General features: G+C 53.8%; 11 protein-coding genes. 2 read left to right on the forward strand and 9 right to left on the reverse strand.

Annotated features, from left to right (window positions below):
• Positions 1-14: 14 nt before the first annotated feature.
• The 5 genes from rsmA to VGS28_03300 all read right to left on the reverse strand — a co-directional run bounded on the left by rsmA (position 15) and on the right by VGS28_03300 (position 3,583).
• Positions 15-800: a 16S rRNA (adenine(1518)-N(6)/adenine(1519)-N(6))-dimethyltransferase RsmA gene (gene rsmA / locus VGS28_03280; protein ID HEV2412802.1), complete on the reverse strand. Its 786-nt coding sequence runs from the start codon at positions 798-800 to the stop codon at positions 15-17.
• Between the two features lie 3 nt (positions 801-803).
• Complete coding sequence (locus VGS28_03285) at positions 804-1,229, reverse strand: PPC domain-containing DNA-binding protein (GenBank protein HEV2412803.1); 426 nt, start codon at positions 1,227-1,229, stop codon at positions 804-806.
• 26 nt (positions 1,230-1,255) lie between these two features.
• Complete coding sequence (locus VGS28_03290; GenBank protein ID HEV2412804.1) at positions 1,256-2,518, reverse strand: ubiquitin-like domain-containing protein; 1,263 nt, start codon at positions 2,516-2,518, stop codon at positions 1,256-1,258.
• 107 nt (positions 2,519-2,625) lie between these two features.
• Positions 2,626-3,402: an alpha/beta fold hydrolase gene (locus tag VGS28_03295; GenBank protein ID HEV2412805.1), complete on the reverse strand. Its 777-nt coding sequence runs from the start codon at positions 3,400-3,402 to the stop codon at positions 2,626-2,628.
• On the reverse strand, positions 3,395-3,583 hold the full coding sequence (locus VGS28_03300; protein HEV2412806.1) for a hypothetical protein: 189 nt from the start codon (positions 3,581-3,583) through the stop codon (positions 3,395-3,397). The genes VGS28_03295 and VGS28_03300 overlap by 8 nt, the downstream gene beginning before the upstream one ends.
• Before the next feature lie 111 nt (positions 3,584-3,694).
• Between VGS28_03300 and VGS28_03305 the strand changes: the two genes are divergently transcribed.
• The gene (locus tag VGS28_03305) at positions 3,695-4,063 is read left to right on the forward strand and encodes a hypothetical protein (protein ID HEV2412807.1); all 369 of its coding nucleotides are present in this window, start codon (positions 3,695-3,697) and stop codon (positions 4,061-4,063) included.
• 6 nt (positions 4,064-4,069) lie between these two features.
• On the opposite strand, the gene VGS28_03310 is transcribed toward VGS28_03305, so the two are convergent.
• The 4 genes from VGS28_03310 to VGS28_03325 all read right to left on the reverse strand — a co-directional run bounded on the left by VGS28_03310 (position 4,070) and on the right by VGS28_03325 (position 9,433).
• Complete coding sequence (locus VGS28_03310; protein HEV2412808.1) at positions 4,070-6,238, reverse strand: UvrD-helicase domain-containing protein; 2,169 nt, start codon at positions 6,236-6,238, stop codon at positions 4,070-4,072.
• Positions 6,239-6,279: 41 nt separating this feature from the next.
• Positions 6,280-7,290 carry a hypothetical protein gene (locus VGS28_03315; protein ID HEV2412809.1) on the reverse strand — a complete coding sequence of 337 codons (1,011 nt, stop codon included), beginning with the start codon at positions 7,288-7,290 and terminating at the stop codon, positions 6,280-6,282.
• A 16-nt stretch (positions 7,291-7,306) separates the two neighbouring features.
• Positions 7,307-8,077, reverse strand: coding sequence for a triose-phosphate isomerase (gene tpiA / locus VGS28_03320; GenBank protein HEV2412810.1), 771 nt, complete (start codon positions 8,075-8,077; stop codon positions 7,307-7,309).
• A gap of 81 nt (positions 8,078-8,158) precedes the next feature.
• The gene (locus tag VGS28_03325) at positions 8,159-9,433 is read right to left on the reverse strand and encodes a phosphoglycerate kinase (protein ID HEV2412811.1); all 1,275 of its coding nucleotides are present in this window, start codon (positions 9,431-9,433) and stop codon (positions 8,159-8,161) included.
• Between the two features lie 159 nt (positions 9,434-9,592).
• Here VGS28_03325 and VGS28_03330 point away from each other — a divergent pair, with 159 nt between their 5' ends.
• Positions 9,593-12,988, forward strand: a complete 3,396-nt coding sequence (locus tag VGS28_03330) for a glycosyl hydrolase family 28-related protein (GenBank protein ID HEV2412812.1) — start codon at positions 9,593-9,595, stop codon at positions 12,986-12,988.

The raw sequence follows: 12,988 nt of genomic DNA on the forward strand, positions 1-12,988 counted from the left end.
AGGCCGATCTAGGGTCAGATCGCAGGGTTTTTAAACTCCCGAGTCAATCCGGCCCATTCTTCGAGGGTTAGCTCCTGCGCTCTTGCGTCGGGACGAATGTGAGCACTCTCAAGTAATCGATCGGCCTGATCTTTGCTAATAGCCAGGCCGCCACTGAGGCTACTGCGCAGTTTCTTGCGCTTTTCAGAGAAGCCCGCCCTAACAACTCGGAAGTACTCTTTTGGAGTAATATCCGAGAAGAGTGGTGCTTCTCGAAGCCTGAGAGCTACGACCTGAGAGTCGACCTCTGGGGGCGGCTTGAAGAGGCCGGCCGGCACGATCGGACCGAGCTCTACGTCAGCATAAAACTGTGCGCTGACGCCGAGAATCGAGAGGGAACCCGGTTTGGCAGTGAGTCTCTCGGCTACCTCTTTCTGGATAAGCAAGACTACGATCGTGGGCCTATTTGGGGCCTCCAGAAGCGTTCTAATCAGCTTTGAGGTTAGATAGTAGGGTATGTTGGCCACTACCTTGTAGCCGGTCGGAAGTCGTCTCAGATCGAAGGTGAGTATATCCTGCTCGACCACCTCGACATTGTCCGCGTCCACTCTGGCTTTAAGAACGTAGGCCAGATCCCTATCTAGTTCTACGGCGACCACATGCCTGGCTTGTGCTGCCAACAGCCGCGTCAGACTGCCTGGACCCGGGCCAATCTCAAGGATGGTGTCTTCTTTGGTGACGTGAGCTAGTCTGACGATTGCCTTAAGGCTCTCCTGGTCGTTGAGCCAGTGTTGTCCGAGAGACTTCTTGGGAGTATCCATTACCTAATCCAACTGCAATGTCTTCAGACCGGTATCACCGTCAAACTGCCGGACTAGCGGCAGTTGGAAGGCGTGGATGAAGAGCTCACAAGTACCACCAACGACCAGACGTTTAACGTGGCCGCCGATTGGCTCGAAGTCGTCACCAGAGAAGACTCCGTGTAGATGAACGACTGGCTCACCTTTATCGTCGTGAGCAATCGATCCTTTTAGAGAGTCGATCTCACAGATTGACGGGTATGTCTGCCATTTGTAGTTCTTCTTATCGAGGTCGTAAAAGCCGATTTCAAGCTCCATGGCCCCTCCAATCCCCTCTACCCAGCCGCTCTTGACACCGCTCTGCTCAATAAAGTGGAGTAGCTTTTCAACCAGCTCTTCACCCTTCTTGAGCACAATAATGTAGTTGTAGCCGTCAAATCGGTAGTTCATACGCTTACTCTAGCACAGAACGGTGACTACCAGCTGTGGTCAGCAGCCCAGTGAGAAGCGGCAGCCTGCCAGCCACCATAGGCACTGTTGGCATAACTCGTACACCACTCGAGCTGGGTGACCGGGTTAGTAGCCCAGTCTGAACCCGCAGAGGCCATCTTCCACGCTGGTGTCGACTGACAGAGACCATAGCCTATGTATGATGTCGGGGTGCCATGATAGGCCGGGCAGCCACCGTACTCACCCTGCCACTTGGTCGGACACCAACCACTCTCGTGGGTAATAATGTAGCTCGCAGCACTGTAATCTGATGCCGAAATACCTGCATCAGCCATCAGCTGAACCTGATCTGCCGAGACGTCACCGACGCCTTCGTGAACAACTTCTGGGACAGCCGGAGTTTCAACGACAGTGTTGAGGACCTGCCTTGAGACCTCTTGGCCATTCTGGGTAGTAATCTCGTAGGTGACCACCTGCTGACCGTTTTTCCCCTGTTGGGTGATATTGCTGTAACCTGCCGGTTCGTTGACGTCGGCAACAGTCTGGATCGCGAATGGAATAGTCTGTTGAGTTGTCACCACCTCTGAGCCGTTATGAACAAGATTGACCGTCATTCCAGTACTGATGGGGGTATCGACAGGAGTCATCAGCTGGTCGCCTTGCTTCATGGTGATATTCTGAGAGGCCAAGAACTCACCGACTGTCTTCGCCTGAGTCCTGACGGGGACAGGGTTGCCATAGAGATCGAATGTGAACGGAGTGGCTCGATTAATGGTCACCTGTACGCCAGCATTACCGGCTTCAACAAAGTTATTAATCAGATTCGTTGAGGTCGTATCCTGAGGATAGAGACTCAAGCCGGCAGCAGCGACAATATCCTGAGGTGTCTGAGCAGCGGTCATGACGGTGTACTTGTTGGTGCCGTCAATGACTTCGACAGGGCGTGCAGTGTAGATGTTGACATTGTAGTCCGCACCGAGAAGAACGGTATCTTCAGATGGCTCAACAAGATCGTACTTACCAACAGGGATATGCACCTCGTTCAAGAGGTCACCGACCGTCTTAGCGTGGGTAGCAAACGTCTGGTTAGAGCCGTTATCGTAAACGGTTACGTAGGTCAGGTTGTCGGCCTGGGCCTGGTGATGAGGGAAGAAGATGATCAGAGAAGCAACTGTAATTACGAATAATGCCGCAGTTACAATGCTGAGGTAGTTGCGTAGCACTCTCTTAGATGTCTTCTCACACAAAGTCATAAGAGCTAACAATGAGTATAGCAAATTGGTACTCATTACGAAAGAATATTATAGAATATGATAATGTTTATGTCAATACTTCAAACAGCCCGCCCGCCTCTGTTGAGTGGTCACGGCTAGGGCCTAATCTCTGATCAAATCGGTCAGAGAAGGCCCGCTATAAAGTCGAAGTCCTCGCCAAGGGTATTGTGTTCGGTGTCTCTGACAATGACCTGGAACTCGGCTGACCGAGCGAATCGACGGAGGTTTTTTAAATAGATCGGACGATCCCTCAGGCCAACAACAAGGGTGACCTGTGTCGTCAAGCTCTTGAGGTCTTCGATGCTTGACTGGGCTTCAATGACATTCCTCAGAGAGCGACTCCGGGACTCAGCAGAGGGCTGTAGGGCTGCTTTCTCTACTCCGTACCAATCAAGGGGTATCTTGCGCTTGAGAGCCTCTCTGGCAGGCTTGGTGCGCAAAACAGGCCAGATGAGTCTGTGAAGGCCCCAATAGAAACCTGCCCGATAGAGGAGGTTCGTGCCAGCCAGCTCCCGCCTCGCCTCCTTGGCGTCGCTGAAGACAGGCATGTTGAGTAGTAGCAGTCTATCCGTTGGCTGGTCTCGGACTGAGGCGTATCTGAGGGCTAACAAGGCGCCCATAGAGTGACCGATAAGTAGGATGGGGTCGTCCAGATTGTGGTGGGCCAGCGTTCGCTTGATAGAGGCGATCTGGTCGTCGTAGTCGTAATCTGACTCCTTGGGCTTTGGAGAGTTACCAAAACCGAGCAGATCCATGGCCACGACGGTGTAGTCTTTCTCGAGAAGACCCCGAAGGTCATCCCAGTAGTGAAGCGAGGACAGATAGCCATGGAGCAAGACCACCACTGGGCCATGCCCGGAGATCTTGGTGTTGAGTAGAGAACCGCTCGACCTACTCATCCACCTCTGTCTTAAACCGAGCTTTCAGTTTGGCTCTGGTGTATTCCGAGAGAGACCCGAGGAAGAGCAGTACGGCTATGAGGAAGATGAGGAGACTCATCTGTCCAAAGATATTGACCACCAACAGATAGATGATAAAGGTTGCGGAGCCACCAATAAGCAGTCTTTTCGAGGTGCTCATGCCACTATTATACGTCAGATTATCTGGGTTCATAAGATAGCACCCCATATCCTTGCCATTGGATCGATTTAGTGTAACAATCGCTATACGCAAAGTAACTCGGAGGTAGACATGGCAAGCAGCACAGGGCATCTCGAACAGGGCTCAGGCCCAGATGGAGTAGCAGAGCGACCGACAAACCCTGATAGGCAGAGACTCTTCCGGCGCCTCGGTTGGATGGCTACATCTGCGTTCATGTTGGCCTCTCTCTATACAGGGGCAATGATCGAAAAGTTCCGGTTCGCCAATCAGGTACTCGGCAGTGACCAAGTGAGCGGACAAGAGGTATCGTATCTTAAGCACGCCCAAGAGACAGCCTTCATCGGCGGTCTGGTAGGTGTAGCCATCGCCGGCCTCGCACTGACAGGCGCAGCTGTCGCATTCGTAAAATCCCGTCAACAACCCAGCCCATCACCTGAAGTGCCTGCAGCAACTTCCTAAACCTGTCTAGAGTCTCTCGAGAGGAGCAAAATGGACGTTCAGCTTCTTGACTCCCCTACCCCTGAAATCAATACTGATTGTCTCCCCATCGACGGCCACTATCTTGCCCGGGCCAAATAGCTGGTGGCTGACGGAATCGCCAATCTTGAGATCTATCTGTTCCTCAGGTTCTACTCTGGGTTCTTGAGATCCAAAGAGGAACGGCTCGGACGAGGCACCTGTAAAAGCCGAGCTGGTGAAGATCTCGCTGGGCACCACCGTTGCATCTGGACCGACGTCGGCCAGAAAACGAGAAGGGGGATTATGCTGGGTGGTGCCGTAGAGCATCCTCGAGGCGGCACTGATCAGATGGAGTTCTTCTCGCGCTCGTGTCATACCGACGTAACAGAGGCGCCGCTCTTCTTCCATCTCTTGGGCATCGAAGAGGGCTCGAGTATGAGGGAAGACACCCTCCTCCATACCAATCATGAAGACGACCGGGAACTCCAGCCCTTTGGCACTGTGAAGCGTCATGAGCATGACCGCGTCGGCGTTGTCCTCCACCCTATCCAGCTCTGAAATAAGGGCTACCTCCTCAAGAAAACCGGCCAGACCGACATCTTCGTACTCTTTTGCTACAGAGAGAAGCTCTTTGACGTTCTCAAGGCGCGTCTCTCCCTGAATCAACCCGTCGTTAAGATAGTCCTCGTAGCTGGTTCGTTTGATAACCGCCTCGATTAACGCTCCCAGCTTGGCCTCTTCGGCATACTCGTGGAGACGTTCAAGGAGTTCACCGAATTCTGCAAAGGCTTTCTTTGACCTTGCCTGCAGCGTCGGGCAGTCATCAACCTCTGTAAGGGCGGTAATGACAGTCATATCTGTCTGGGCCTGCCAGGCCAGGAACTTATCTACTGAAGTGGGTCCGAGGCCCCGTGAGGGTACGTTGACGATTCTCTGAAAGCTGGCCCTATCTGAGGGCTGGTAGATCAGCCTCAGATAAGCGACCAGGTCGCGTATCTCCTTACGGTCGTAAAAGCGCAAACCCCCGACCATCCGATAGGGGACACCGGCCCGAATGAAGACCTCCTCAACTGCTCGGGACTGGGCATTGGTCCGGTAGAGGACGGCGAAGTCACCGTATCTGGAGATACGGGTCTCAACGGCCACTTTTACCCTGTTAGCGATTAACTCACCCTCGTGGCGCTCGTTAATGGCATAGTCGATGTGGACCGGCTGGCCAGCACCTGCCTTGGTCCAGAGCTTCTTATCTGAGCGTTGTTCGTTCTTGGTAATGACCCTATGGGCTGCATCGAGAATATGCTTGGTTGAGCGGTAGTTCTGCTCCAGCTTGATCACCGTCGTATTGGGGTAGTCACGCTCGAATTTTAGGATATTGCGAAAGTCGGCCCCACGCCAGGAGTAGATTGACTGCCAGTCATCCCCGACGACACAGAGGTTGTGGCTGTCGTTAACGAGTAGCCTGATCAGGTTGTACTGGGCACTGTTCGTATCCTGATACTCGTCGATCATGATATAGCGGAAACGTTCCTGCCATCTGGTGCGTATCTCTTTAACCTCCTTAAAGAGTCGGACCGTTTCAAGCAAAAGATCGTCAAAATCAAGGGCTGAAGCGGTCTTGCGAATACGCTCATACACTGGGTAAACCTTGGCAGCCGACCTCTGTAGTGGCAGACTGGCAGTCTCTGCGTACTCATCAGGACTGATCAGTTCGTTCTTAGCCGAGCTGATTAAAGAGGCGAGTGACCTGGGAGTGGTCGCCTTATCTGTAATCCCCACCTCTTTCATGGCCTGTTTGACAGCCGTCAGCCTGTCATCCTCATCGAATATGACGTAGTTTCGTGGGATATTGATCTGTTCCCCGTCCATCCGCAGAATTCTGACACAGATCGAGTGGAAGGTCCCCATATAAGACATAAAGGAACGCTCGGAGGCCAACCGTTCATTACCGATAAGGATAGCCAAGCGAGTCCGCATCTCTTTGGCCGCCTTATTGGTGAAGGTAACGGCCAGGATAGACTGGGGCGCTGTCTGTTTCTGAGCTATCAGATAGGCAATCCGATGAGTCAGGGTCTTGGTCTTACCTGAGCCCGCTCCGGCCAGGATAAGGACCGGCCCCTCGGTCTGAAGAACCGCTTTGGCCTGTTCTTCATTCAGCTGGTCTAGCAGTTGTTGCACGAGAAGATTGTATCAGACTCCAACCAATCAGGTGGTCAGTCTTACTTCTTTACGTAGGCTAGATAGTAGTAGACACCGAGAGCAATGACCGCCAGACAGATAATAATGATCAGAACCCATTTGAGCGGAGATGACTGCTGCTTCGGTTTGCCGCTTGGAGCAGTACTGAGCGGTGTGTGATACTGCTTGGTGTCAAAGAGGTCAACAGAGTGATCGGCCTCTTCTCGGGGAACCTGCGGTGTACTTGGGCTAGCCATCGAATGGGGGCCCTCTGGGAGCAACCTGTCGGGTTCGTCGAGAGGTTCAGAGCCAGTCTCGTTCTTGGATGGTTCGTGCAACGGCTTGGCTTCGGCTTTAACCTCTTCTTCTCTCTCTTCAATCTCGGTAGCAGTTGGTAGGTCTACCTCTGGGGCGGGTGCAGTTGACAACTTGTCAGCGGCCTCTGTCTCATCGGTTTCAAAAGCCTTCTTCTCTTTACCAAGATCCTCAGCAAGTGCATCAGAGATAGCTCCTTCACGCATTGCATCGGTAGGTGGTTTGGCGGGTTCACTAACAGGTTTGTCTTCTTCCTCGGGCGGCTCTATGCGGGCCAGTACTTTATGCCCTTCGTCGTGGTCACCGTGCCCAAACAGGGAAGACAGGTGAGGGCGCTGGTCGTGGTGAGCAACTTCTACCTTTTCAGATCTGCTAGCCGGACGCTCATCCTCACTGACTCGGCTGGATAACGAAGATGGCTTGAGAGTCCTGCCAGTCCGAGGTGGTAGCGGTCGAGGAGGTGCGATATCGTGGATGATATCATCTCGGTAGTTAAGCGAGCGCCGAGGTTCCAGATGGATAGGGGGTGCTGAATGGTGCCCTTGAGGTTTCGGGAGAACAGACACGGCTGGTCTGTTAGGTGCATCAGCTACCACCTCTTTCTCAGGTACGGGGGTCTGCTCAAGTTGAGAACTACCATCTGTTAGAGCGGGTACCTGAGAAGGACCACGCTTGCGTTTCTGCATATAGCCACTCACCGCTTTATCTAATTCGTCAAAGTCTAAATCGCTGGCCACGTCTTTACCCTTTCTCCTATGATTCACCGACCGCAAGGTGGGTCTTCTCTACTATCTGTGCGAAACTGTTGTAGTTGAGGCTAGCTCCTCCGACGAGGGCCCCATCTATACTCTCTCTGGCCACATAGGCTACGATATCATCTGGTGTCACGCTGCCCCCATAGAGAATTCTGACCATCAGTGAGGCAGGGGCACCGTAAAGTGACTTGATCTGAGATCGTATCACATCGATTGCCTCAACAGCATCATCCGGGCTGTCTTCTTTACCGGTACCGATCGCCCAGACTGGTTCGTAGGCGATGACGATCTCTTTAATCTCATTACGGGTCAGGTGCATCACCCCTGTCGTTATCTGATCGTGCAGAACCGCCTTCATCTCGCCGTCCCTGCGTTCTTCGCCCGTCTCACCGACACAGAGAATCGGCGTCAGACCGTTTCTAACAGCGGCAGCTACCTTCAAAGCGATCTCTTTATCCGTCTCGCCAAATACATGACGGCGCTCAGAGTGGCCGACGATCACATACTTGACCAGGCCGCGAAGCATGGTGGCCGAGGTGGCCCCCGTATAAGCGCCCTCGTCTCGATGATAGCAGTCCTGGGCCCCCAATTTAAACTTATGGTTGTCTATCTGCAAGGAGAGCGATTGGAGGGCGATGAAATTGGGACAGAGAACGACTTCGACATTCGTGAAGGTCGGGACCCGCTCCTGAAGACGGTGCAGAAAAATGCTGGCCTTGCCAACATCAAAGTGCATCTTCCAGTTCGCGACAATCAGTTTCTTGGACATACCCACCAATGAACTTACGCTTCTTTGTCTTAATCCTACTATGTTTTAACGGGCTTGACCAGACGCTTCAGCCGATGAGAGCTAGCGGTCCATCAATGCCTCTACCCCTGGGAGCTTCTTCCCTTCCATCAGCTCCAGGCTGGCTCCACCTCCGGTCGATATATGATAGAAAAAGGCGGCCGGATCGTGATGATGAGCGGTTGCCCAGCCAAGAACAAAGTCAGCCGTATCACCTCCGCAGATCAAGGTGTCAACTTGCTGGCGTCGAGAAGCCAACGTCGCAGCGACCGCGTTAGAGCTGTCAGCAAACTGAGGCAGTTCGGCGTAACCGAGCGTGCCGTTCCAGATGACAGCCCTCGAGGACTCTATGGCGGCCACGATCTGCCGGGCAGTATGCTCGCCGACGTCAAGGATCTTATCGTTGGGCGTAACGTTATCGAGACTGACCTCTTTTCTGACTGCATGCGGCTCAATCTCTGGAGCTACGGCGACATCACGGGGGAGGATGAGATGGGTTGAGCAATCAGGACACGACTCGCACTGACAGGCGTTATTCTGACGGCACCACTTCTTACAGAGTTTGTGCATCAGGGTTGCCACCGCATCCCCGCCATCCTCATCATAGAAACTCGTACCTATCTCGTTGCCGTTATAGAACTTGAGGAAGGTGTTAGCGATCGCCCCACCGATGACCATGATGTCGGCAACATCGATCATATTACCGATCAGATCTATCTTATCAGCCACCTTAGCGCCACCCATAATGACCGTCAGCGGGCGCTTCGGCTGATCGAGGGCTGAGCGGATGGAGACATATTCCTTCTCAACAAGCGGTCCGGCGACACTCGGCAGGCGGTGGGTAATGGCAACGGTCGAAGCATTGGTCCGGTGGACAACCCCGAAGCCGTCCTGGACGAAATATCTGGCCCCGCTATCGTGAGCCAGCCTTGTTGCGAAAGCGAGATCGTTCTTCTCTTCGCCCTCGTGGAATCGCAGGTTCTCGAGTAGAATGACATCACCTGGGTTCATCTTAGCGACAGCCGAGACGACCTGGTCCCCTACACATTCGGGTACGAACTTAACTTCCTGGCCAAGTAGCTTGGTCAGCTCAACGGCAACCGGCGCGAGGCTCATCGAGGGAACGGTCTTGCCCTCAGGTCTTCCAAGATGTGAACAGATAACGATCTTTGTTTTCAGGGCAAGGAGCGCCTTGATGGTTGGGATTGACTGGGTAATGCGATAGCTGTCATGGACCTGGCCGTTTGCGGCGACAGGTACGTTATAGTCGGCTCGAAGAAGAATCGGCATGCCGGTCAAGGGGATATCTTTTATCGTACGCTTAGGAAAGTCTGTCATAGCGCACTTCCATTAAAGCATAAGCGTTCGTTAGCCAAAAGGATTTCCGACTCGAGTTGTGGGTCTTATCACACGAACAGAGGTGAGACAGGTGCGCTTTTCACAAGCTTCGTGTAGAATACATAAGCAGTAAGAAGTAGGGAGTTAATCGTAGTCTAGATGACGGCACGCTTACCCGTACCCGGAGGTGACAGCGGTAATTGGGGTGCTATCCTCAACGACTTTCTTGAGGTTTCCCTCAACTCTGACGGCACTCTTTTGCCGACCGCCCTACAGACAGCTGGAGTCGTTCTCTCTAGTGGTACGCCGAGTGGAGATCTCGCAGGCACTTACGCTGCCCCGTCGGTCGCCAAACTAAGTGGTGTCAGTATCAGTGGCACTCCTTCTGCCGGTCAAAGCCTCGTGGCCACCTCCAATAGCGCAGCGACATGGAGCAGTGTCTCGGCGGGATCGACCGACTGGATCAATGTCAAACTGTACGGCGCCAAAGGCGACGGCAGTACCGACGATACAACCTCGATCCAGAACGCCATCAATGCCGCGACTGCCGGTCAGGTTGTCTACTTTCCCCAGGGAATCTATGTGACTTCCAAGCCTCTCGTTCTTCAAAAAGCCGTTGTACTTATGGGGACACGGGGCAGCACCGCCTCCGGTTATGATGCCAGCATCGATGCGGGCAGTATCATCAAGCCTTCTGCCGGTTGGACCAACCCGACCTATTCAGCCTACGCCTCAGCCGCTATCCTGATGCTCGATCAGACACCTGGCACAGGTGGGGCAACTCCTGGCATTGCCCTCCGAGATATCTGGGTTGACGGTACCAACTCCCCCGCTAGCGTCGACGGTATTGCCTCGTTTGGCCAGCTCCAATCGGTCAGACTCGACGCAGTCGGCGTCTACAAAGCGACCGGTAGAGGTATCGCTCTCTACCAAGACAACGGTATTTCGCCCGACGGCTGGCATATGAATAACTGCCTGGCCCAAAACTGTGGCAGTGATGGTTTCTACGGCTACTTTATCGACACGGTCGCTGTCGACTGCCACGCCCAGTCGTGCGGTGGAGACGGCATAGTTTCGAAGGGCAGCAATAACAGATGGATCAGCTGCAGGGCCGACCTCAATACAAACGGCTACACCGTCGATAACCCCGGTGGAGGTGGTTATGAAGATTCTAATATATTCGTCGGCTGTGGTACCCAGAGGAACCAACACAATGGTATGAATATCACCAACTCATCCGTCGGTGGCAACGCCAAGCGTTCACCAGTTATAGTGAGCGGCTGCATATTCAGCGAAGATGGTGTTAACGGCGGATCCGGCGGAGGTGGTTACGCGGGCATATCCGTAACGGGCAATAACATCGTCGTTATCGATGGCTCCAGCGTTACCGTGGGTACTGTTGACGTAGTTGGTGGTTGTCCACAGTACGGTCTGGCAACCGCAGCTGGTGGGGGTGTGGGCGGTACGCCAAGTATCACTATGAACACCGGCATGCTCAACTACGCCTCAGGTGGTTCGGCTATCAATGACGCTGCGCCCTCGAACTATCTGGGGATTGGTCCGAGCGTCATAACGGTCAGCGGCTACCAGCCGAGCGCCTCTGCGATCTCAGCTCCCTATCTCGCCAATATCTCGGGCCAGAGTCTGACGATTCAAGGTACTACGAGCAGCGTTCGAGGCGGGCTCATGCAGATAACGCAGCTGCAGTCCGGCCCAACACAACCTGGCATCAACTTGACTGGTCAGGCTGTCAATGATGGCCTCCTAGCCACTATTGTTAGCGGTGATACCAACTCACGTGTCCGCTTTAACGCTGACGGCAGTCTGACGTGGGGTAGTGGTTCGGCCAATGGAGACACGAAGATCCAGCGTATCGGTAACGGCCAACTCCAGATGACTGATGGAGGAGCCGGTTACTCACCTCAACTTAAGATAGCGGCGTCGACTTCCAACGCCACTTCGCCTCTCTTGCAGATACAGAATAACACCGCTGGCGATCTCGCCTACAACGTCCAGGTTTCAGGTGACTCAAGCAGTCGATATAGGGTTGACTCCAACGGTGAGATGAAATGGGGACCGGGTAACGCCACTCAGGATACGGACTTGTACAGGTCGGCTTTAGGCACCTTGAAAACCGATACAGCTTTTGTTGTCGGGACTTCGCTGACAGCTGGCTCCGTAGCAATCTCAGAGGGTGCCTCAGGCGGAGACGTTCTCAAGATCACCAATACTACTTCGGGACCAACTGACTCCAACGTCAAGATCGTCAGCGCCGCTAGCGGTGACAATGCCTTCGGCGCCAACGTCAGCGGGGATACCAATAACCGTTTCAAAATAGACTCGACTGGCAAGATGCAGTGGGGCACCGGCAGCGCTAATCAGGATACCGACTTGTATCGAAACGGCAGCGCATTACTCCAGACCGACGGCGCATTTACAGTCGGCACGTTACTAACAGCGGGCCAGGTAGCAATCTCGGAAGGAGCGGCGTCTAGCGCTGTTCTTAGGGTTACGAATACGACCTCCGGACCAACCATACCCGTTACTCAGATAGTCGCAGCCGCTTCGGGCGACAACTCCGTAGGCATCGAGGTAAGCGGCGATACGAATAATCGCTTTAAGATCGACTCGACCGGCAAGATCCAGTGGGGTTCCGGTAGTGCTAATCAGGATACCGATCTGTATCGAGCCTCTGCAGGAGTACTGCAGACAGATAACAGCCTGACAGTCAGTGGCACTACGACCTCTCAGGTGGTGACGTCCTCGGGCCTAACGGGTGCTGTCAGCCCGTCGAGATACGTCGGAGCGACGGCTTCAGGCCATCCAACCTCCGGGACATTTAATACCGGGGATTTTGTGGTTGACCAGACCGGCACCTTCTGGATATGTACAAACGGCGGCACTCCCGGCACATGGAGCTCATCGACAGCTGGGGGCACTATAGATACAACTGCTACGGATATACAGCCTGATGGGACACAGGCGGCAGGTTCAATCGGCAAGGCGGCCGACGCCGGCCATATTCATCCGACTCTTTACGGTGTTAAGCCGACAGTTGCATTGGCCCAAACCATCCCTAGATGGGCCGCCACTGGAACCGGTTCTGCAGGCACATCCGGCACGCTCTACGTGACAAGTATTAACATCATGTCCGGTGTGACAATCAACAATATCTCACTGGCCACAGACACGACTACAGCCTCTGGAGTTACTCATGGTTGGTACGTTCTTCTCGACAATAACTTAGTGGTACGAGCAGTCACCGCCGATCAGACGGGTGGAAACTGGGGGACGGCGAGTACTTTTGTCACCTTGGCTACAACCGCCAGCTACACGACTACCTATACTGGGCAATACTACGTAGGTGTCATGGTTGCCGCAACGACTATGCCAACATTTTGCGCCGGATCCACTATTCGAAACCCCGTCTACAACCTCACTCCGATCTACAGTGGATCCTCGAGTTCTGGACAGACCACACCCCCGTCGACCGGCACAACCATGGCCAGTCTAGTTGGTGGTGGTAACCGCAACTATTACGCCTACCTGAGCTGA

This window comes from Candidatus Saccharimonadales bacterium (assembly GCA_035945435.1).
Classification (GTDB): Bacteria; Patescibacteriota; Saccharimonadia; order Saccharimonadales; family DASZAF01; genus DASZAF01.

What these genes read in the sequence shown, in the direction of transcription:
- VGS28_03285 (HEV2412803.1), bottom strand. Translation starts at nt 1,229, where the DNA reads ATGAACTACCGATTTGACGGCTACAACTACATTATTGTGCTCAAGAAG.
- rsmA (HEV2412802.1), bottom strand. Translation starts at nt 800, where the DNA reads ATGGATACTCCCAAGAAGTCTCTCGGACAACACTGGCTCAACGACCAG.
- VGS28_03300 (HEV2412806.1), bottom strand. Translation starts at nt 3,583, where the DNA reads ATGAGCACCTCGAAAAGACTGCTTATTGGTGGCTCCGCAACCTTTATC.
- VGS28_03330 (HEV2412812.1), top strand. Translation starts at nt 9,593, where the DNA reads ATGACGGCACGCTTACCCGTACCCGGAGGTGACAGCGGTAATTGGGGT.
- VGS28_03325 (HEV2412811.1), bottom strand. Translation starts at nt 9,433, where the DNA reads ATGACAGACTTTCCTAAGCGTACGATAAAAGATATCCCCTTGACCGGC.
- VGS28_03290 (HEV2412804.1), bottom strand. Translation starts at nt 2,518, where the DNA reads ATGAGTACCAATTTGCTATACTCATTGTTAGCTCTTATGACTTTGTGT.
- VGS28_03295 (HEV2412805.1), bottom strand. Translation starts at nt 3,402, where the DNA reads ATGAGTAGGTCGAGCGGTTCTCTACTCAACACCAAGATCTCCGGGCAT.
- tpiA (HEV2412810.1), bottom strand. Translation starts at nt 8,077, where the DNA reads ATGTCCAAGAAACTGATTGTCGCGAACTGGAAGATGCACTTTGATGTT.
- VGS28_03305 (HEV2412807.1), top strand. Translation starts at nt 3,695, where the DNA reads ATGGCAAGCAGCACAGGGCATCTCGAACAGGGCTCAGGCCCAGATGGA.